Here is a 19,871-nt window from a genome sequence, read left to right as displayed (position 1 = left end):
AAGCTACTGCACCGGGCAGGCGTACTTCCTGGCCACGTCCATCACACGCTCCTGGGCCCCGGGGCCGATGACCCCCTGGGCGGCCATCTCCAAACCGATGTATCCGGGCAGGCCGCCCTCGCACGCCTGGTGAGCGACGCGCCACGCGGTGTCGGGATTGAGGTTGTAGCCGTTGCGTTGCAGGCCTTGCAGGTAGTCGTCGAACGCCGGCGTGCCCTGGTCTGGGATCGCGTTGGCGGGGGCGGCCAAGGCGAGCGCGGCGCCCAGTGCGGCAAGAAGAGGTGCAACCACACGCTTCATTTCCATCTCCCACGGGGGCATCGCCGGTTTGTCGTAGTACACGTTCGCACACAGCACCGCCACAGACTTCGGAAATGTGCACCGAGCTCGCCCTAAACTGACCAGATGCCCACCCTTCAACTGGTCCAAGATCCCGAGGCAGACGCTCTCCTGGAGTCCAACCCGTTCGCCCTGCTGGTCGGCATGTTGCTGGACCAGCAGATCCCGATGGAAACGGCGTTCGCCGGGCCGAAGAAGATCGCGGACCGGATCGGGGGCGTGGACGCGCATCAGATCGCCGAGTACGACCCCGACGAGTTCGTCGCGCTGTGCTCCGAAACCCCGGCCATCCACCGCTTTCCGGGTTCGATGTCCAAGCGGGTGCAGGCGCTGGCCCAGGCGATCGTCGAGGACTACGACGGTGACGTCACGGCGCTGTGGACCGCCGGCGATCCCGACGGTGCCGAGGTGCTGCGCCGGCTCAAGCGGCTGCCCGGCTTCGGTGAGCAGAAGGCCAAGATCTTCCTCGCGCTGCTGGGCAAGCAGTACGGCGTGACGCCGGCCGGCTGGCGTGCCGCGGCGGGCGACTACGGCAAGGCGGGCACGCATATGTCGGTGGCCGACGTGGTGGATCCCGGTTCCCTGCAAGAGGTCCGGAGCTACAAGAAGAAGATGAAAGCGGCCGCGAAGGCTGCGAAGGCATAAGCCCCGCGACGTCGACACTGCGTTCAGAACCTTGAATCGCGCTGGACGGCGCTCTCAGCGCAGCGCCGACGCTCCGGTTGCAGGGCCGGCGAGGATCAAAGTGCCGTTCCGTCGAACCGTTCCCGCGACGCGATCTCGCTGACCGGTTTACGGGTCAGCTTGGTGAACTGCTTGACGGGCTTGCCCAACGGCAGCACCGCGGCGACCGCGTAGTCGTCGGGGATCCCCAGCAGTTCCTTCACCCGCGGTTCCTCGGGCACGACCATGGTGGTGAGCACACCTCCGAACCCCTCGTTGCGGGCGGCCAGCAGGATGTTCCAGACGAACGGATACACCGACGCGCCGGCGACCAGTCCGATGCGGTCCAGGTCCTGATCGAACGCCGCCACCACCCCCAGGTCCACGCAGACCACGAGCACGACGTCGGCGTCGATCAACTGGGTGGCCCGCGGCACCTTGACGGCGGCCAGGTCGTCGGCCGACACCCCCATGGGGTGCAACGGATTCCATGGACTCTCGCCGTTGCGTTGCTGGGCGATGTAGCGGCGCGAGCCGGTCTCGGTGAGGTCGGCCAGCGCCTCTTTGGTCTGCGCATCACGGATCACGATGACCCGGTTGCCCTGCCGGTTGCCGCCGCTGGGGGAGAAGCGGGCGTTGTCCAGGATGCGGGTCAGCACGTCGTCGGGCAGCGGCTCGCCGGTGAATTGTCGCGCCGCCCCGGTCGTGCGCATCACGTCATAGATGTCCACACCACCATCCTGCATGTGGGGGTGTGAGATGGTGATCACATGGCGAAGACGCATCTGAATTGCCCCTGCGGCGAGGCGATCACCGGCACCGACGAGAACGATCTCGTGGATAAGGCGCAGGAGCACCTGGCTCAGGCACACCCCGGTCGCGAATACGACCGGGACATGATCCTGTTCATGGCTTACTGAGCACGCCGCTTATACGACGACGGTGCACCCAGATCGCTTATCGGGCCGGATTTGCGATCTAGATGCACCGTCGCGGTCTGGGGCTTACGGCACCACCGTCGAACCGATGGTGGGCATGAACTGGCACTGCTTCTCGGTCGTCGTGACCTGACCGAAGATCGTCGACATGATGCTGCCTGAACCCGTATCGGCGACGACGGTCAGCGTGGTCGGTCCCTGCGGGTTCATGTCCGGGCGCGGCTTGAGCGTCGCGGTGCCGGACTTCCCGGTGGACAGGTTCACCCACGTGACATTGAGCGGCAGCTTCTGCTCGGCTCCGGGCGCCGGGGTGCCGACCGCGGTGAACACGTAGGCGGTCTGACCGGGGCCGGGACCGGGGGTCGGGATCGCGGCGGGCCCCGCCACCGAGATCGCGGTCGCGAGCACGTTGCCGCCGTCTGAGAGGCAGCCGTTGCTGATCGACGGATACATGAAGTCCTGCTTGGTGGCGGCGTCCGGGCTGAGCACACCACCCGGAGCCGGGATCGGCGCGGGCGCAGGAACCGGCGCCGCGTCGGGAGCCGGTGCGGGCGCCGCCAGCGCAGCGGCGTCGGGGGCGGGCACGGGTGCGGCGGGTGCCGCGCCTTCGGGCAACGGGCCCACGGCATGTGCCGGGTCCACCCCGGCAGGCAGATGCGCCTCGGGTCCGGCGCCGGCCGCGGGCACATGCACCAGCGGGTCGGCGGCGAACTGGTTCACCGCGCTCGCCATGTTCTTCGAATCGTCAGGTGCCGCCGCGTTTCCCGCGAACGCGGCGGCCGCGGCCATGAGCATCGATGCGGCGCCTTGCGGATCGGCCGCCGCCTGCTGGATCGCCGGTCCGAGCGTCTCCATCGCGGGCAGCCCCGGCGCTTGCAGATTGTTGATCGGCAAGGGCGCGGGAACCGCGGGCTCAGCGCTGGCGACCCCGCTGCCCAGCACCACCAGCATGGTTGCGGCGGTACTGGTCAGCAGCGTCCGGATCGATGTCATGACTCCCCCTGGATATGTGTGGTGACGGGCTGATCAGTGCCGGGTCACGGCAGTGCGGACAGCGCGTTCGTCGGCAGCAGCATCGGCACGAGGCTGGCGGCACCCGGCAGGGCGGACGCTGCGGCCGGTGCCGCAGCGGCAGCCGGCGCACCGAGTGCGGCGGGTGCCGCGGTGGCGGCCGTTGCGGCCTTGGGCAGCAGGCCGGCCAGCGGCGAGCCGGCGGGCATCAGCGACGACAGGTCGCCGGGGAAGGCCAGCTGCTTGGGCAGTTCCAGCCCGCCGACCTGCGGCAGGTTCACGTCGGCCTGGGGCAACAGCACGTTCCCGGTCGGCGCGGGTGCCCCCGCCAGGGGCGCCGCGGCGGCGGTGGCTGCCGACGCCGGGCTGACCGCGGGCAGCTGCGGCAGTGTCAGGTTGGCGCTGGCCGCGGGGGCCGGTGCCACGGGCGCGGCTGCTGCGGCGGGGACGGCGGAGGCAGCTCCGCCGCCGGTCAACGCCGACGCCAGACCCTGGAGCAGCTGCGGGGCCATGGCGATCTGATTGGCGAACGGCAGGGCCGGCGGCGCCGGGGCCGGCACCGGGTCGGCGCTGGCCGCCGGGCTGAGCGCGAGGGCGGCAACCGCTCCTGCGCCCGCAATCATGGTGGTAACAAACGTTTTTCTGGTAGCTGACATGGTTCTCCCCATTTCGTTGACGGCAGGCCTGAGACCGAAGGTAGCCAGTTACTGGTGGGACTCAAGTGACACGTGTGGCGTTTATTCAACCGTTACGGGTATGTGCGCCGATGGTGACCGCAACCCTCGCGGCTACAGTCATGCCGGTAGACACCACCGCTTCGCGCGCTCCGGGCGCGCTGACCCGCCTGGCGCCGGTCCTGTTCGTGCTCAGCATCGCGGCGCGACTCGCGTGGACCTACCTGGTGCCCAATGGCGCGAACTTCGTCGACTTGCACGTCTATGTGGGCGGCGCGGGCGCACTCGACCAGCCCGGCACCCTCTATGACTACGTCTACGCCGACCAGACCCCGGACTTCCCGCTGCCCTTCACATATCCGCCGTTCGCCGCGGTGGTGTTCTACCCCCTGCATCTGCTGCCGTTCGGTCTGGTGGCCTTCTTTTGGCAGGTCGGCATCGTCGGTGCGCTCTACGGCGTGGTGTCGCTGAGCCTGCGGTTGTTGGGGCGCGCCGATGCCAGGACGGCGATGTTGTGGACCGCGGTCGGGATCTGGACCGAGCCCCTGCGCAGCACGTTCGACTACGGACAGGTGAATGTCCTGTTGGTGCTGGCCGTTCTGTACGCGGTGTACAGCACCCGCTGGTGGCTGTCGGGGCTGCTGGTCGGTCTGGCCGCCGGGGTGAAACTGACCCCTGCGGTGTCCGGGCTGTACTTCCTGGGGGTGCGGCGCTGGCGTGTCGTCATCTTCTCGGCGGTGGTGTTCGCCGCGACCGTCGGGGGCTCGATTCTGGTGGTCGGCCAGCAAGGCCGCTACTACTTCACCGACCTGATCGGCGACGCCGACCGCGTCGGTCCGATCGGCACCTCGTTCAACCAGTCGGTGCGGGGCGCGATCTCGCGGATCCTCGGCCACGACGCCGGGTACGGACCGGTGGTGGTCGCCATCCTGCTGGTGGCCGCGGTGCTCGCGGTGCTGGCGTGGCGAGCGGTCGACGGCGGTACCGATCGGCTTGCGGGCATCGTGATCGTGCAGCTGTTCGGACTGTTGCTGTCACCGATTTCGTGGACCCACCATTGGGTGTGGCTGATCCCGCTGATGATCTGGCTGTTGCACGGTCCGCTGCGGGAGCGGCTGGGGGCGCGGGTACTGGGGKGGGGGTGGCTGGCGCTGACACTGGTCGGGCTGCCCTGGCTGCTGAGCTTCGCGCAGCCGACCATCTGGACGATCAGCAGGCCGTGGTACCTGGCCTGGGCGGGCCTGATCTATACCGTGGCCACCGTGGCCACGCTCGCGTGGACGGCGGCTACTGGCCGAGAATCCGGTCGATATCGGCCGCCATCGCCAGATCCTTCTCGGTGATGCCGCCGGCGGAATGTGTCACCAGGGCGAAAGTGACTGTCCGCCAACGGATATCGATATCGGGGTGATGGTCCTCCTGCTCGGCGAACTCGGCGACGCGGCGCACCGCGTCGACCCCCTCCAGAAACGCCGGGAACTTGACCGACCGGTGCAGCGCGCCTGATGCCCGTTCCCAGCCGGGCAGGTCGGCCAGCGCAGCGTCAACTTGCTCGTTCGTCAACACAGCCATGGCACCGACGGTATACCGTCATCGGCGATGCATGAGCAGATTGTCGTTGCGGGGGCACTGATTTCAGAAGTTGGCCTCTTGGTCGCGCAACGTGCCCGACCCGCCGAACTGGCCGGCCTGTGGGAACTGCCCGGCGGCAAGGTGGCTCCCGGCGAGTCCGATGCCGAGGCGCTGGAGCGCGAACTGCAGGAGGAGCTCGGGATCCGGGTGCGCGTCGGGGCGCGGATCGGGCCCGACGTGGACCTGCCCAACGGCATGACGCTGCGGGCCTACCGGGTGGTGCTGATCGACGGCGACCCGCAACCGCACGACCACCGCTCATTGCGCTGGGTGTCGGCCGCCGACCTCGACGACGTGGCGTGGGTGCCCGCCGACCGGGCCTGGGTGCCCGACCTGGCGGCCGCCCTGTGTCGCTCCTGACCTAGTACCTCAGCCGGTCGCCGACGACGCGGACCTCACCCCCGCGATGCTGCGCGGAGTAGATCGGATGGATCAGCGCCTGGTGCCGGCACTGCGTGCACGACCCCTGTGGAGCGTTGGCCGACGAGAACGTCAGATGGTGACATGCCGCACACCGGACGACGAACGCGCCGCCGATCCAATTGATCAAACCGAGGTAGATGGCCGCCGTCGTAGCCAGTCCCAGCACCACGATCAGCGCCACGGTGAGAGCCTCGTAAACCGTCATGATCGACACCTCCTACCATCGGTGACGGATACTTCAACGGTACGCCCGTGGACGCTGGAAAGCGCTGGTCAATACGACTTTCTGGCATGTTTGAAGACTTTCTCCAGGTCCTTGCCGGCGACCCCGGCATCCGCGGCCCTGCGTACCTTGTGCAGTACCAGCGGGCACTTCTTGCACCGCGGTTTGCTGCGACAGCACTTCTTCTTGGCCTTGACCGAAGTCAGGTTCTTCACGCTCGCCTTCCCATTACCACCGCGTTGGCGGCCGTTTTCGTGATCGGGTACTCACACTGCGACAATCAACGTCGTGGATTCTCGCCCGAACTTTCGCAACGTTGCCATCGTCGCGCACGTTGATCACGGTAAGACAACCCTGGTCGACGCCATGCTGCGGCAGTCCGGTGCTCTGAGCCATCGCGGCGACGACGCCGTCGAGCGGCTGATGGACTCCGGTGACCTGGAGAAGGAAAAGGGCATCACCATCCTGGCCAAGAACACCGCGGTGCACCGCACGAACCCGGATGGGTCGATGACGGTCATCAACGTGATCGACACCCCGGGCCACGCCGACTTCGGTGGCGAGGTGGAGCGCGGGCTGTCCATGGTCGACGGTGTGCTGCTGCTCGTCGACGCCTCCGAGGGCCCGCTGCCGCAGACCCGCTTCGTGCTGCGCAAGGCGCTGTCCGCGCATCTGCCGGTGATCCTGTGCGTCAACAAGACCGACCGTCCCGACGCCCGCATCGCCGAGGTCGTCTCCGAGAGCCACGACCTGCTGCTCGACGTCGCCTCTGATCTGGACGACGAAGCCCAGAAGGCCGCCGAAGAGGCGCTCGGGCTGCCCGTTCTGTACGCGTCGGGCCGCGCCGGTATCGCCAGCACCACCGAACCCGCCAACGGTGAGAACCCGGACGGCGAGAACCTCGACGTGTTGTTCGACGTGCTCCTCGAGCACATTCCGCCGCCGCAGGGCGACCCGGAAGCCCCGCTGCAGGCGCTGGTGACCAACCTGGACGCCTCGGCCTTCCTCGGTCGTCTTGCCCTCATCCGTATCTACAAGGGCCGCATCAAGAAGGGCCAGCAGGTCGCGTGGATGCGTGAAGTGGACGGTCACCCCGTCATCACCAACGCCAAGATCACCGAGCTGCTTGCCACCGAGGGCGTCGAACGCACCAGTACCGACGAAGCCGTCGCCGGCGACATCGTGGCCGTGGCCGGCATGCCGGAGATCATGATCGGCGACACGCTGGCCGACGTCGACCATGCGCACGCGCTGCCGCGCATCACCGTCGACGAACCCGCCATCTCGGTCACCATCGGCACCAACACCTCGCCGCTGGCCGGCAAGGTGTCCGGGCACAAGCTGACCGCACGAATGGTCAAGAGCCGCTTGGATTCCGAACTGATCGGCAACGTGTCCATCAAGGTCGTCGACATCGACCGGCCCGACGCCTGGGAGGTCCAGGGCCGTGGCGAGTTGGCGTTGGCCATCCTCGTCGAGCAGATGCGCCGCGAAGGTTTCGAGATGACCGTCGGCAAGCCGCAGGTGGTCACCCGGATGGTCGACGGCAAGGTGCACGAGCCGTTCGAGGCGATGACCATCGACTGTCCGGACGAGTTCCTCGGCGCCGTCACCCAGCTGATGGCCGCCCGTAAGGGCCGCATGGAAGAGATGGCCAACCACGCCGCGGGATGGGTGCGGATGGACTTCATCGTGCCCAGCCGTGGTCTGATCGGTTTCCGCACCGACTTCCTGACCCTGACCCGCGGCACCGGCATCGCCAATGCCGTGTTCGACGGTTACCGGCCGTGGGCCGGCGAAATCCGGGCCCGCCACACCGGCTCGCTGGTGTCGGATCGGACCGGCAAGATCACGCCGTTCGCGATGACCCAGTTGTCCGACCGCGGCCAGTTCTTCGTCGAACCCGGTCAGGACACCTACGAGGGTCAGGTCGTGGGCATCAACCCGCGCGCCGAGGACCTCGACATCAACGCCACCCGCGAGAAGAAGCTGACCAACATGCGGTCCTCGACGGCAGACGTCTTCGAGACGTTGGCCCGGCCGCTGGAACTGGGCCTGGAGCAGGCCATGGAGTTCTGCGCCGAGGACGAGTGTGTGGAGGTCACCCCCGAGATCGTGCGGGTGCGCAAGCTCGAGCTGACCGCTAGCCTGCGGGCGCGGGCCAAGTCGCGCGCGAAGCAGCAGGGCTGACAACGCCCGTTACTGTGGGTGCCGTGCCGACACCCCGACGATTCCGCGCCATCGCCGGTGCCCTGGTCGGAACGTCGCTGGTGTTGGCCGGCTGCACGGTGAGTCCGCCGCCGGCCCCACAGAGCACCGAGACCAGTCAGTCGACGCCTCCGCCGCCGCCCAAGTCGATGCAGATCATCATGGCCATCGATTCGATCGGCGCGGGATTCAACCCGCATCTGCTCTCCGATCAGTCGCCGGTGAACGCGGCCATCTCGGCGCTGGTGCTGCCCAGTTCGTTCCGGCCCATCCCGGATCCGGCGGCCTCCACCGGCTCTCGCTGGGAGTTGGACCCCACCCTGCTGGTGTCGGCACAGGTGACCAGTGAGGCGCCGTTCACCGTCACGTACCGGATCAAGCCGGAGGCGTCGTGGACCGACAATGCGCCCATCGCCGCGGACGACTACTGGTACCTGTGGCGGCAGATGGTCAGTCAGCCCGGTGTGGTCGACCCCGCCGGCTATGACCTGATCACCGGGGTGCAGTCGGTCGAAGGCGGCAAGACCGCCGTCGTCACCTTCTCCCAGCCGTACCCGGCGTGGCGGGAGTTGTTCAACGACCTGCTGCCCGCCCACATCGTGAAGGACGTACCCGGCGGATTCGGCGCAGGATTGGTGCGCACCATGCCGGTCACCGGCGGCCAGTTCCGGGTGGACAGCATCGACCCGCAGCGCGACGAGATCCTGCTGGCCCGCAACGACCGCTACTGGGGTCCGCCCGCCGCACCCGACCAGATTCTGTTCCGCCGCGGGGGAGCGCCTGCGGCCCTTGCCGATTCGATCCGCAACGGTGACACCCAGGTGGCGCAGGTGCACGGCGGTCAGGCGGCGTTCGCGCAACTTTCGGCCATCCCGGACGTACGGACGGCACGCATCGTGACGCCCCGGGTGATGCAGTTGACGCTGCGTGCACAACAACCCGCACTCGCCGATCCCCACGTGCGCAAGGCCCTGTTCGGTCTGCTGGACGTCGACCTGCTGGCCGCCGTGGGCGCCGGTTCGGACAACACCGTCACCCTCGCCCAGGCCCAGGTGCGCTCCCCGTCGGACCCCGGCTACGTCCCGACCGCGCCGCCGGCGATCACCCGCGAGGCGGCCCTGCAACTGCTTGCCGACGCCGGATATCAGGTCGAGCCGGTGTCCTCGACGCCCCCACCGACGCCGGGCACCCCACCGCCCGACGATTCGCGTGGCCAGATCACCAAGGACGGTCAGCCGCTGACGTTCGTCATCGGTGTGGCGGCCAATGACCCGACCTCGGTGGCCGTGGCGAACACCGCCGCCGACCAGTTGCGCAGCGTGGGCATCGCGGCGTCGGTGTCGGCGCTCGATCCCGTCGTCCTGTACGGAGATGCGTTGGCCAACAACAAGGTCGACGCTCTCGTCGGGTGGCATCAGGCCGGTGGCGACCTGGCCACCGCGCTCGCGTCCCGGTATGGCTGCCCCGCTCTGCAGGCGACGCCCGTGTCCACCGCGACGCCGTCGCCGAGCGTCACCGCCAGCACGTCGCCGTCGCAGCCCACGACGTCGGCCAGTCTGGCCCCGCCCACCCCGACCCCGACACCGACGGCCACCGCCCCGGCGCCCAGCAGCACCGGTGAACTGGTGACGGTGCCCAGCAACCTGACCGGAGTCTGCGACCGCAGTGTTCAGCCGCGCATCGAAGCCGCGCTGGCCGGCACCGAGGAGATCGCCAAGGTGATCGACGCCGTCGAGCCGAGACTGTGGAATCTGGCGACCGTGCTCCCGATCCTGCAGGACACCACCATCGTGGCCGCAGGCCCGCGCGTGCGCGGCGTCAGCTTGTCCGGCGCGGTCCCGGTCGGGATCGTCGGCGACGCCGGGAAATGGGTCAAGCAGCCTTAACGCTCGGGGTGGACGCGCTTCCACATCGCGTGCGCCGCAAAGGCGGACAGCACGAACACCAGGAACAGCCATTCCGGTGGACGGGCCAACTCCCACACGAACAGGGCCGCGAACAACGGCGCCCGCTGGGTGATCGCCAGCACGCCCGCGGCGCACGTCAGCGCCACCGCCGGGACGTTCAGATCGGTACCCGCGAATTCGTTGAGGACAAGTGCGACAAGGGATCCCGCGGCCGCGCCGGTGGCCAGCGCGGGGGTGATCAGGCCGCCGACGGCGCCGGCGCGCAGGAACAGCGCGGTCAGTACCGGTTTGAGCAACAGGATCACCGCGGCCGCCGACACCGTCAGTGAACTGTCGACGCTGACGCTGAGGATGCTGCGGCCGTTGCCGGGCAGTTCGGGATACCAGATCGAGCAGACACCGGTCAGCAGGCCGGCCGCCGCGATGCCGGGGATCAGCACCCATGACGCCGATGCCACCTTCGGCTTCGCCGCCCGCATCAGCCGGTCGAACCCGATGCCGATCGCGACGGCGACCGGCGTGACGGCCAGCGCCAGCAGCACGAACCGGTACGACACGTCGGCCGACGGCCAGGTCAGCGAATGCTCGAAGTGGGTCACCGGCGACGCGACGGCCACCGCCAGGCTGGACGTGATCAGCGCCGTGCCGACGACGCGCGGATGCCAGCTGCGCATCAGGATGGTGACGGTGAAGACGGCCCCACCCAGCGGCACCGAGTACACCGCCCCGAGTCCGGCGCCGGCCGCCGACGCGAGGAGGATCTCGCGGTCCCGTGGGGTGAGGTGCCAGCGGCGGGTGGCGGCGTCGCCGAAGACCGCCGCGAGTTGGCGGGGGGCCCCTTCGCGACCGAGGGAGGCGCCGGACCCGACGACGAGCACCTGCAGGACGGCGTCGATGGCCAGCGGCAGCCGGGCCAGCGGGCGGTGCTCGGCAATGGACCCGGTGAGCGACGGCACTGGAGCGTGCCGGCGCAGCAGCCACCAGCCGAGGCCCGCGAGCGCACCGCCCAGCATCGGGCCGGTCGCCCTGCGGATGTGGCCCGCGGCGCCGACGCCGGTGAGCAGCGTGCCCAGGTGGTAGTGGTACGTCAGATGCTCCACCCAGTGCAGCAGCAGGGTGGTGGCCGCGCCCGCCACTCCGGCGAGCAGGCCCACCGCGAGGACCGCGCAACCGAACTCGAGAAGGTGCCGTTCATCGGGGCTCTTCGCGTGGGCAGCCGGCACAGGGTAAATCTAGGGGAGTGGAAACACCTCGGCTGCTCTTCGTGCATGCCCACCCCGACGATGAATCACTCGGCACCGGCGCGACCATCGCGCACTACGCGGCGCAGGGCGCCACGGTCCGCGTGGTCACCTGCACGCTCGGTGAGGAGGGCGAGATCATCGGCGACCGATGGCAACACCTCGCCGTCGACGCCGCCGATCAACTGGGCGGCTACCGGATCGCCGAACTGAGGTCCGCGCTGGCGGCGCTGGGCGCCGGTGAGCCCATCTTCCTGGGCGGGGCCGGGCGCTGGCGGGACTCCGGGATGCCCGGCACCCCGCCCCGGCATCGGGAGCGGTTCGTCGACGCCGATATCGACGGGCCCGTCGCCGCCCTGGTGGCGATCATCCGGGACCTGCGCCCGCACGTCGTCGTCAGCTATGACCCGAACGGCGGCTACGGGCATCCCGATCACATCCGTGCGCACGAGGTCACCACCGCTGCCGTCGCCGCGTCGGGTGAAGACGGGCACCCGGGTGAGCCGTGGGCGGTGCCGAAGTTCTATTGGACGGTGATGGCGCAGTCGGGCATCGTCGACGGGCTGTCCGACATCGGTGAGCCGCCCGCCGACTGGATCCGGATCAAGCCGTCCGATATCACGTTCGGTTACCCCGATGAGAAGGTCGACGCCGTCATCGAGGCGGCCGCGCAGCTGCCCGCCAAGGCCGCGGCCCTGCGGGCGCATGCCACCCAGGTGACCGTTGCTCCCGATGGGCGTTCGCTGGCGCTGTCGAACCTGGTGGCGTTACCGCTGTGGGGCACCGAGCATTACGTGCTGGTCGCCGGGACCGCGGGCGAGCGCGACGACCGTGGCGTGGAAACGGATCTGCTGGCCGGGCTGAATCTGGGATAGCGGCCGGGCTGGTGTGTTCGGGGCGGTACGCTGCCCCTATGGACCCGGATTTGGATCCCAATCTGCAGCATCAGCAGGACCGCGCCGACAATTTCCAGTGGGTGGTCGGCTCACTGGTCGCGCTGCTCGACAGCATCCCGACCTGACGGGGCCCGACCTGCCGCCCGACGAACCCGACGGGCCGGCCTGGGTGCCGCCCGTCATGCTCTCATTGCTGTGCCTCGGGGGAATGCTGTCCGCGGTGCTCGCGGCTTTCCTGCTGCCCTGGCGTGTCAGTGGTGCACCGTTCCCGTTGAGCGCGTTGATCAGTGGTGCCGTCAATGCGGCCCTGGTGTGGGCGGCATTGCAGTGGACCCTGTCGCCGCGGATCGGGGCGCTACCCCTGTGGTGCTGGCTGGCGACCATCGGCGCGCTGACCCTCGGCGGGCCGGGTAGCGACATCGTGTTCGCCACGACGGCGTCCGGTGCGCTGCTGCTGCTCCTGCTGATCGTCGTCGGGTCCCTGCCGGCCGTGCTGGTGTTGCGCAGCCACCCCCGGGGGCTCTAGCCGGCGTCGGCTGCCGCGTGGGTGTCGGCCTTCGGGGTCGACGCGCGGTGGTCGCGCTTCTTCTTTTTCGGCTCGGCCCTCTTCGGCGCGGGCTTGTCGGTGTCGGCTTTCGGGGTGTCGGCTTTCGGGGTGTCGGCTTTCGGGGTGTCCGGCTTCGAGGTGTCCGGCTTGGTGTCGGTGGTGTCGGGCTTGGTGGTGTCGGGCTTGGTGGTGTCCGGTGCGGTCTCGGGTGCGTCGTCCTTGACCACATCCTTGACGTCCGGCGTGACCTCGGGTGTGGTCTCCGGTTCGGCGGCAGGGGTCTCGGGCGTCGTCACCGGCTCAGTGACCGGCGTTTCTTCGGTGACTGCGGGCTCGGTGACCTTCACCGGCTCGGCCGCCGGGGTCTTGGTTTCCTCGGTCACGGTGCCGACTTTGGTGACGGTGTCTGCGGTCGTCGGCTCGGTGCCGGCGTCGGACGTGTCAGTGGCGGTCGCCAGCTTCAGCGCGGTGGGCTCCGCCGTGGCGGCGGCCAGTGCACCCCCGATCGGGGGGATCGGTGGCAGCGGCGGCAGGAAGAAGGCCAGTTCGTCGTTCGCGAAGTAGATGAACGAGTTGATGGTGTCTCGTGCGACGTTGCGTAAGCCCTGGAGGAAGGAGACGCTGCCGCCGATCCAGTCGGCGATGTTGAAGGTGATGCTCCGGACGATGCGTTCGCCCAGGTTGTAGAAGATCATGATCTGCGGGGACAGCCAGCCCACCACGGGGATCCAGCCCACTGCGTACTCGGCGACCTCAAAGCCCCATTGCACCCACGGCTCCACGGCGTTGTACACGTTCTTGATGCCGCTGCTGATGGAGTTGCCGCCGACCCTGGGCGGGAACTGCGGCGTCGGGAACGCGGCCGCCGAACTCGGGACGAGAGTGCGCACCCAGTCGGTGAGCAGGTTGGGCAGCGCCGCCGCCGACGGAGCCACCGCCGGTTGGACGGCTGCGGTCAGTCGGACGGGCTGCTCGACGACGCGTACCTGTGCCACCGTCGCCGAATGTGCGACAGGCGTCGGGATGGTGGGGGCGGCGGTGATGGCCACCGCCGTCACCGCGGCAACACCGGTCGTCAGGCACGAACGGACAGAGAATGTCATGGCACCAGCACCTCCGAATTGCCGCTTCACCTGTGAACTTACGGGACATCGGGCCGCGTGCGGTGCATTCGGCAACCGATTGAGGATGTGGCGCGCATCGGCCCGTGCGGTGAAGGCTAATGTGGCCCTATGGCAGGGGCAGTGGTTTCAGATAGTGAGACGCGCGGATGATTCGCGTCGACACCCGGGTTACAGGGGAGTGGCTCTGAACCCGCAGCACGGCTCCGATCTGCCCAGTCCGGTGATCCCGCCGAAGCCCAGTACGTCCGCGTTACGTCGCGTGTTGCGGCGCGCCCGCGACGGGGTGGCGCTCAATGTCGAAGAAGCCGCCGTCGCGATGACCGCGCGGGGTGAGGATCTCGCCGATCTGTGTGCCAGTGCGGCGCGGGTGCGTGATGCCGGCCTGGATTCCGCAGGCCGCCGCGGCCCCGGTGGTGGGTTACCGGTCACCTACTCGCGCAAGGTGTTCATCCCGATCACCCATCTGTGCCGGGACACCTGCCATTACTGCACCTTTGTCACCGTGCCCGGCCGGCTGCGTGCCGAGGGCAAGGGCATGTTCATGGAGCCCGACGAAATTCTCGACGTCGCCCGGCGCGGTGCGGAATTGGGTTGCAAGGAGGCGCTTTTCACCCTCGGGGACCGCCCGGAGGCGCGCTGGGACGAGGCCAAGCAGTGGCTGGACGAACGTGGGTATGACTCCACGCTGGACTACGTGCGGGCGATGGCCATCCGGGTGCTCGAGGAGACCGGCCTTCTGCCGCATCTCAATCCGGGAGTGATGAGCTGGTCGGAACTGTCCCGCCTGAAGCCGGTGGCGCCGTCGATGGGCATGATGTTGGAGACGACGTCACGCCGGCTGTATGAGACCAAGGGCCTGGCGCACTACGGCAGCCCCGACAAGGATCCGACGGTGCGGTTGCGCACTCTTGATGACGCGGGCCGGTTGTCGATCCCGTTCACCACCGGCCTGCTGGTTGGTATCGGTGAGACGCTGACCGAGCGTGCCGAGACCATGCACGCGATCCGGCGCTCCCACAAGGAATTCGGGCACGTTCAGGAAGTCATCGTGCAGAACTTCCGCGCGAAGGATCACACCGCGATGGCCGCGGTGCCCGACACCGGGATCGACGATTTCCTGGCCACCGTCGCGGTGACGCGGCTGGTGCTGGGGCCCAAGATGCGTATCCAGGCCCCGCCGAATCTGGTTTCCCGCGAGGAGTGCCTGGCACTCGTCGGCGCCGGTGTGGACGACTGGGGTGGCGTGTCGCCGCTGACCCCCGACCACGTCAACCCGGAGCGTCCGTGGCCTGCGCTGGACGAACTGGCCCAGGTGACCGCCGACGCGGGTTATGAACTGGTGCAACGTCTTACCGCGCAGCCCAACTACGTGCAGGCGGGTGCGGCGTGGATCGATCCGCGGGTGCGCGGTCATGTCGACGCACTGGCCGATCCGGACACCGGCTGGGCGCTGGATGTGAATCCGGAGGGTCGGCCCTGGCAGGAACCCGACGAGGCATCGGAGTCGTTGGGCCGCATCGATCTTCATGCGGCGATCGACACCGAGGGCCGGCTGACCGAGACCCGCAGCGACCTGGGCAGCGCCTTCGGTGACTGGGAGTCCATCCGGGCGAAGGTGTCCGAGTTGGCCGCCCGCGCCCCGGAACGCATCGACACCGATGTGCTGGCGGCGTTGCGGTCGGCCGAACGCAACCCGGGCGGCTGCAGCGACGACGAGTATCTGGCGTTGGCCACCGCGGACGGTTCCGCCATGGATGCGGTTGCCGCCCTTGCGGACTCGTTGCGCCGCGATGCCGTCGGCGACGATGTCACCTACGTCGTGAACCGCAATATCAACTTCACCAACATCTGCTACACCGGCTGCCGGTTCTGCGCGTTCGCCCAGCGCAAGGGTGACGCCGACGCGTTCTCGCTGTCCACCGACGAGGTCGCTGAACGGGCCTGGCAGGCGCACGTCGTCGGCGCCACCGAGGTGTGCATGCAGGGTGGGATCGACCCGGAGTTGCCGGTCACCGGTTACGCGGATCTGGTGCGTGCGGTGAAGGCTCGGGTGCCGTCGATGCATGTACATGCGTTCTCTCCCATGGAGATCGCCAACGGCGTGACCCGCAGCGGCCTGTCGGTCCGGGAGTGGCTGACCTCGTTGCGTGAGGCCGGGCTCGGGTCCATCCCCGGCACGGCCGCGGAGATCCTCGACGACGAGGTGCGCTGGGTGCTGACCAAGGGCAAGTTGCCCACCTCGGAATGGATCGACGTGGTGACCACCGCGCATGAGGTGGGGCTGCGGTCGAGCTCGACCATGATGTACGGGCACGTCGACACCCCGAAGCACTGGGTAGGGCACCTCAACGTACTGCGCGGCATCCAGGACCGCACCGGTGGTTTCACCGAGTTCGTGCCGTTGCCGTTCGTGCACCAGTCCAGCCCGCTGTATCTGGCCGGTGGCGCGCGCCCGGGCCCGACGCACCGGGACAATCGGGCGGTGCATGCGCTGGCCCGGATCATGCTGCACGGCAGGATCTCTCACATCCAGACGTCGTGGGTGAAGCTAGGTGTCGAGCGCACCCAGGTGATGCTGCAGGGTGGCGCCAATGATCTGGGCGGCACCTTGATGGAGGAAACCATCTCGCGGATGGCCGGCTCGGAGAACGGCTCGTCGAAGTCCGTCGAGGAACTGGCCGCCATCGCCGAGGGGATCGGCCGCCCGGCGCGGCAGCGCACCACCACCTACACCCCGATGGCTGCCTAACTCTTCCCCGCGAGCGCGCGTGTTTGCACAGAGACACGCCGCAATCCGTGGCATTTCGCGCACGTTCACGCGGCGTGACGTGCGACCCTCTGCGCATGGACACGATTGCAGGGCTACCGGCTCACCCGCTTTTCGTGCACGCCATCGTCGTGCTGGTGCCACTCGTGGCGCTCTTGGAGATCCTCTGCGCCGTGTGGCCGGCCGCGCGCGAACGTCTGGTGTGGCTGGTGCTGGCACTGGCCGCCGTGACAGCTGCGTTGACGCCGTTGACCGTCGAGGCGGGGGAATCGCTGATCGCGTCGTTCCCGAAGCCCACAGCGGTGCTGCAGGAGCATGCCGAACGCGGCGACTGGATGCCGTATATCGCCGTCGCCCTGTTGGTGGTGGCGGTGCTGTTGGCGCTGCTGCACTGGCGGTCCAGCCACGGCCGCGGGGTGGCCGCGGTGGTGGCGGTGATCGCCCTGGTGGTCGGCGTGGCGGCGATCGTCGCGGTGATCAGGGTCGGCGATTCGGGGGCGCGGGCAGTGTGGGGCGGGGGTTAATTTCCGCATAGCGGAATGAATACGGACCATGGTCCGTTTGCATGAGGTGAGGGTGCCGGGACGGCCGGCACCGAAAATGTAGGAGACCTCATGACCGCAGCTGTAGCCACCGACCTGACCGCCGGCACCTGGGCCCTGGACCCTGTGCATTCCTCGGTCAACTTCTCCGTGCGTCACCTGGTGGTGAGCAAGGTTCGCGGCACCTTCGACAACTTCACCGGCGCGATCGTCGTCGCCGAGGACGGCACCCCGTCGGTGACCGCGACCATCGACGTCAACTCCGTCAACACCCGCAACGAGCAGCGCGATGCGCACCTCAAGGCCGCCGACTTCTTCGACACCGAGCAGTTCCCGACGGCTTCCTTCGCCTCGACGGCGGTGCGTGCCGATGGCAACGACTACGTGCTCGACGGGGACTTCACCCTCAAGGGTGTCACCAAGCCGGTTTCGCTGAAGCTGGAGTTCAACGGCGTGAACCCGGGCATGGGGCACGGCGCGGTGGCTGGCTTCGAAGCATCGGTCGTGTTGAACCGCAAGGACTTCGGCATCAGCTTCGATGCGCCTCTGGAGACCGGTGGAGCGGTCGTGGGGGACAAGGTGACGATCACGCTGGAGATCGAGGCGCTGCGCCAGGCCTGATCCGTCTCGGCCGCCGCCGTCGAACGTGCACGAAATGCCATCGACGGCGGCGCGTCGGCGTGCAAACGCGCACGCTGGCGCAGGGGGGGAAGGGCTACAGCCGCGCGGCGAGCTCGGTGCCCTGCCGGATCGCCCGCTTGGCGTCCAACTCGGCGGCGACGGCCGCGCCGCCGATGACGTGCGGTGTCAGGCCACGGGCACGCAACTGATCCTCCAGGTCGCGGACCGACTCCTGGCCGGCGCACACGACGACGTTGTCGACGGCCAGGACGCGAGCGCCGGAATGGTTCTTCCCGAAGCTGATGTGCAGCCCCGCGTCATCGATGCGCTCGTAGTTGACCCCAGAGAGTTGCTGCACCCCTTTGGCTTTCAGGGCGGCGCGGTGCACCCATCCCGACGTCTTACCCAGACCCCGGCCCTGGGCGCCGGCGGTACGTTGCAGCAGGAACACCTCGCGGGCGGCGGGCAACACGATCGGCGCCGTCAGGGAACCGCGCACCGACGGAGCGTCCTGTGGATCCAGGGCACCCCACTCGGCCTTCCATTCCTTGACGTTCAGCGTCGGCGATTGTTCGGTGACCAGGAATTCGCTGACGTCGAAACCGATTCCGCCCGCGCCGATCACGGCCACCGACGACCCGACGGGCGCCCCGCGGAGCGCGTCGGCGTAGGACAGCACCATCGGGTGATCGATGCCCGGGATGTCGGGTAGCCGGGGAGTCACGCCGGTGGCCAGCACTACCTCGTCGAAGTCGGCCAGTGAATCGACGTCCGCCCGGGTCTCGAGCCGCACCGATACGTCGTGGACCTCGAGCATCCGGGTGTAGTAGCGCAACGTCTCGTTGAATTCTTCCTTGCCGGGAACCCTTCGCGCCAAATCGAATTGGCCACCGATCGACGACGAAGCCTCGAATAGCGTCACTCGGTGACCGCGCTGGGCGGCACTCACCGCCGCGGACAGTCCGGCGGGGCCCGCGCCCACCACCGCCACCGACCGGGCCTGCCGCGTCGGGCCGAGAACCAGAACGGTCTCGTGCCCCGCTCGCGGATTCAACAGACAGGACACCGTCTTGTGCACGAATGCGTGGTCCAGGCACGCCTGATTGCAGGCGATGCAGGTGTTGATCTGGTCGGCGGAGTCCTCGGCGGCCTTGCGTACCCAATCCGGATCGGACAGTAGGGGACGGGCCATGGAGATCAGTTGCACGTGCGTGTCGGCGAGGATCTGTTCGGCTGCCTGCGGCATGTTGATCCGGTTGGACGCCACCACCGGAATCTGCACATGCTCGGCGAGCGCACTGCTGGTCCCCACGAAGGCGCCGCTGGGCACGGACGTGACGATGGTCGGTACCCGTGCCTCATGCCAGCCGATGCCGGTGTTCAGGATCGTCGCCCCGGCCGCCTCGATTTCGGTTGCCAGCGCGATGATTTCGTCCCAGGTCTGGCCGTCCTCGACGAAGTCGGCAAGCGAGATCCGGTACACGATGATGAAGTCGGGCCCGACCGCCTCACGCACCCGCCGCACGATCTCGACGGGGAAGCGCCGCCGCTTCTCCGGGGTGCCACCCCAGGCATCCTTTCGCTTGTTGGTGCGCGGGGCGAGGAACTGATTGAGCAGATACCCTTCGCTGCCCATGATCTCGACGCCGTCGTACCCGGCGTCGCGGGCGAGCAGTGCCGCCCGCACGAAATCGGAGACCGTGCCGGCCACATCGCGCAGCGCGCGGGGGCGGAACGGATTGATGGGAGCCTTGATCGACGACGCGCTGACCGAAAGTGGATGGTAGGCATAGCGTCCCGCGTGCAGCAGCTGCAGCGCGATCTTGCCGCCCTCGTCGTGCACGGCCCGGGTGATGGTGCGGTGCCTGCGCGCGTCGGCGGTCGAAAGCATTTCCGCGGCGAAGGGCAACAGCCATCCGGTGCGGTTGGGTGCGTAGCCGCCGGTGATGATCAGCCCGACGCCGCCGCGGGCGCGCTCGGCGAAGTACGCGGCGAGCTTATCGGTGTCTCGGGCCCGATCCTCCAGGCCGGTGTGCATCGACCCCATCACCACCCGGTTGCGCAGGGTGGTGAAGCCGAGATCCAACGGCGACAACAGGTTTGGGTAGTTCACAG

The 19,871-nt window shown here is 68.5% G+C and carries 21 protein-coding genes; 11 read left to right on the top strand and 10 right to left on the bottom strand.

Annotation, left to right across the window (positions count from 1 at the left end; translation table 11 throughout):
- Nucleotides 1-3: 3 nt before the first annotated feature.
- Nucleotides 4-306, bottom strand: coding sequence for a DUF732 domain-containing protein (locus AC1DY7_RS24380; protein WP_477496404.1), 303 nt, complete (start codon nt 304-306; stop codon nt 4-6).
- A 99-nt stretch (nt 307-405) separates the two neighbouring features.
- On the opposite strand from AC1DY7_RS24380, the gene AC1DY7_RS24375 reads away from it, so the two are divergent.
- Nucleotides 406-984: an HhH-GPD-type base excision DNA repair protein gene (locus AC1DY7_RS24375; RefSeq protein ID WP_477496307.1), complete on the top strand. Its 579-nt coding sequence runs from the start codon at nt 406-408 to the stop codon at nt 982-984.
- A 95-nt stretch (nt 985-1,079) separates the two neighbouring features.
- On the opposite strand, the gene AC1DY7_RS24370 is transcribed toward AC1DY7_RS24375, so the two are convergent.
- Entirely contained in the window at nt 1,080-1,748 is a 669-nt protein-coding gene (locus AC1DY7_RS24370) for a nitroreductase family protein (protein WP_477496306.1), read from the bottom strand.
- 24 nt (nt 1,749-1,772) lie between these two features.
- Here AC1DY7_RS24370 and AC1DY7_RS24365 point away from each other — a divergent pair, with 24 nt between their 5' ends.
- Nucleotides 1,773-1,922 carry a DUF1059 domain-containing protein gene (locus AC1DY7_RS24365; protein WP_477496305.1) on the top strand — a complete coding sequence of 50 codons (150 nt, stop codon included), beginning with the start codon at nt 1,773-1,775 and terminating at the stop codon, nt 1,920-1,922.
- Nucleotides 1,923-2,006: 84 nt separating this feature from the next.
- On the opposite strand, the gene AC1DY7_RS24360 is transcribed toward AC1DY7_RS24365, so the two are convergent.
- Nucleotides 2,007-2,933, bottom strand: a complete 927-nt coding sequence (locus AC1DY7_RS24360) for an Rv1157c family protein (protein WP_477496304.1) — start codon at nt 2,931-2,933, stop codon at nt 2,007-2,009.
- Nucleotides 2,934-2,977: 44 nt separating this feature from the next.
- Nucleotides 2,978-3,607, bottom strand: a complete 630-nt coding sequence (locus tag AC1DY7_RS24355) for a hypothetical protein (protein ID WP_477496303.1) — start codon at nt 3,605-3,607, stop codon at nt 2,978-2,980.
- Between the two features lie 140 nt (nt 3,608-3,747).
- Between AC1DY7_RS24355 and AC1DY7_RS24350 the strand changes: the two genes are divergently transcribed.
- Nucleotides 3,748-4,968 (top strand): mannosyltransferase, encoded by a 1,221-nt coding sequence (locus tag AC1DY7_RS24350; RefSeq protein ID WP_477496302.1) that lies wholly within the window; start codon nt 3,748-3,750, stop codon nt 4,966-4,968.
- On the opposite strand, the gene AC1DY7_RS24345 is transcribed toward AC1DY7_RS24350, so the two are convergent.
- Complete coding sequence (locus AC1DY7_RS24345) at nt 4,913-5,197, bottom strand: 4a-hydroxytetrahydrobiopterin dehydratase (RefSeq protein ID WP_477496301.1); 285 nt, start codon at nt 5,195-5,197, stop codon at nt 4,913-4,915. The genes AC1DY7_RS24350 and AC1DY7_RS24345 overlap by 56 nt on opposite strands.
- 27 nt (nt 5,198-5,224) lie before the next feature.
- Between AC1DY7_RS24345 and AC1DY7_RS24340 the strand changes: the two genes are divergently transcribed.
- Entirely contained in the window at nt 5,225-5,617 is a 393-nt protein-coding gene (locus AC1DY7_RS24340; protein ID WP_477496300.1) for a (deoxy)nucleoside triphosphate pyrophosphohydrolase, read from the top strand.
- Nucleotide 5,618: 1 nt separating this feature from the next.
- Here the strand turns inward: AC1DY7_RS24340 and AC1DY7_RS24335 are convergent, their stop codons facing one another.
- The gene (locus AC1DY7_RS24335; protein WP_477496299.1) at nt 5,619-5,885 is read right to left on the bottom strand and encodes a hypothetical protein; all 267 of its coding nucleotides are present in this window, start codon (nt 5,883-5,885) and stop codon (nt 5,619-5,621) included.
- A 68-nt stretch (nt 5,886-5,953) separates the two neighbouring features.
- On the bottom strand, nt 5,954-6,118 hold the full coding sequence (locus AC1DY7_RS24330; protein WP_477496298.1) for a hypothetical protein: 165 nt from the start codon (nt 6,116-6,118) through the stop codon (nt 5,954-5,956).
- Between the two features lie 73 nt (nt 6,119-6,191).
- Here AC1DY7_RS24330 and typA point away from each other — a divergent pair, with 73 nt between their 5' ends.
- Together typA and AC1DY7_RS24320 are read left to right on the top strand one after the other, a co-directional pair.
- Nucleotides 6,192-8,093: a translational GTPase TypA gene (gene typA / locus AC1DY7_RS24325; protein ID WP_477496297.1), complete on the top strand. Its 1,902-nt coding sequence runs from the start codon at nt 6,192-6,194 to the stop codon at nt 8,091-8,093.
- A gap of 23 nt (nt 8,094-8,116) precedes the next feature.
- Entirely contained in the window at nt 8,117-9,997 is a 1,881-nt protein-coding gene (locus tag AC1DY7_RS24320; protein WP_477496296.1) for an ABC transporter family substrate-binding protein, read from the top strand.
- On the opposite strand, the gene AC1DY7_RS24315 is transcribed toward AC1DY7_RS24320, so the two are convergent.
- Nucleotides 9,994-11,241 carry a chloride channel protein gene (locus tag AC1DY7_RS24315; protein WP_477496295.1) on the bottom strand — a complete coding sequence of 416 codons (1,248 nt, stop codon included), beginning with the start codon at nt 11,239-11,241 and terminating at the stop codon, nt 9,994-9,996. The two genes, AC1DY7_RS24320 and AC1DY7_RS24315, sit on opposite strands and share 4 nt — an antisense overlap.
- A 17-nt stretch (nt 11,242-11,258) precedes the next feature.
- On the opposite strand from AC1DY7_RS24315, the gene mshB reads away from it, so the two are divergent.
- A complete protein-coding gene (gene mshB, locus AC1DY7_RS24310; RefSeq protein WP_477496294.1) occupies nt 11,259-12,134 on the top strand; it encodes an N-acetyl-1-D-myo-inositol-2-amino-2-deoxy-alpha-D-glucopyranoside deacetylase in 876 nt (291 codons plus the stop codon).
- 202 nt (nt 12,135-12,336) lie between these two features.
- Nucleotides 12,337-12,681: a hypothetical protein gene (locus AC1DY7_RS24305; protein ID WP_477496293.1), complete on the top strand. Its 345-nt coding sequence runs from the start codon at nt 12,337-12,339 to the stop codon at nt 12,679-12,681.
- On the opposite strand, the gene AC1DY7_RS24300 is transcribed toward AC1DY7_RS24305, so the two are convergent.
- On the bottom strand, nt 12,678-13,805 hold the full coding sequence (locus tag AC1DY7_RS24300; RefSeq protein ID WP_477496292.1) for a hypothetical protein: 1,128 nt from the start codon (nt 13,803-13,805) through the stop codon (nt 12,678-12,680). The genes AC1DY7_RS24305 and AC1DY7_RS24300 overlap by 4 nt on opposite strands.
- Before the next feature lie 199 nt (nt 13,806-14,004).
- Here AC1DY7_RS24300 and AC1DY7_RS24295 point away from each other — a divergent pair, with 199 nt between their 5' ends.
- The 3 genes from AC1DY7_RS24295 (at nt 14,005) to AC1DY7_RS24285 (ending at nt 17,756) form a co-directional block, all read left to right on the top strand.
- Nucleotides 14,005-16,575: a bifunctional FO biosynthesis protein CofGH gene (locus AC1DY7_RS24295; RefSeq protein WP_477496291.1), complete on the top strand. Its 2,571-nt coding sequence runs from the start codon at nt 14,005-14,007 to the stop codon at nt 16,573-16,575.
- Nucleotides 16,576-16,670: 95 nt separating this feature from the next.
- Nucleotides 16,671-17,117, top strand: a complete 447-nt coding sequence (locus AC1DY7_RS24290) for a DUF2231 domain-containing protein (protein ID WP_477496290.1) — start codon at nt 16,671-16,673, stop codon at nt 17,115-17,117.
- Nucleotides 17,118-17,207: 90 nt separating this feature from the next.
- On the top strand, nt 17,208-17,756 hold the full coding sequence (locus tag AC1DY7_RS24285; protein WP_477496289.1) for a YceI family protein: 549 nt from the start codon (nt 17,208-17,210) through the stop codon (nt 17,754-17,756).
- A 94-nt stretch (nt 17,757-17,850) separates the two neighbouring features.
- Here AC1DY7_RS24285 and AC1DY7_RS24280 read toward each other — a convergent pair whose 3' ends face one another.
- Entirely contained in the window at nt 17,851-19,869 is a 2,019-nt protein-coding gene (locus tag AC1DY7_RS24280) for an FAD-dependent oxidoreductase (RefSeq protein WP_477496288.1), read from the bottom strand.
- Between the last annotated feature and the right edge of the window lie 2 nt (nt 19,870-19,871).

The sequence above is a fragment of the Mycobacterium sp. P2_H7 genome (assembly GCF_056403275.1).
The sequence above is the reverse complement of the archived record's forward strand: the minus strand, read 5'-3'. Positions and strand labels throughout refer to the sequence as shown.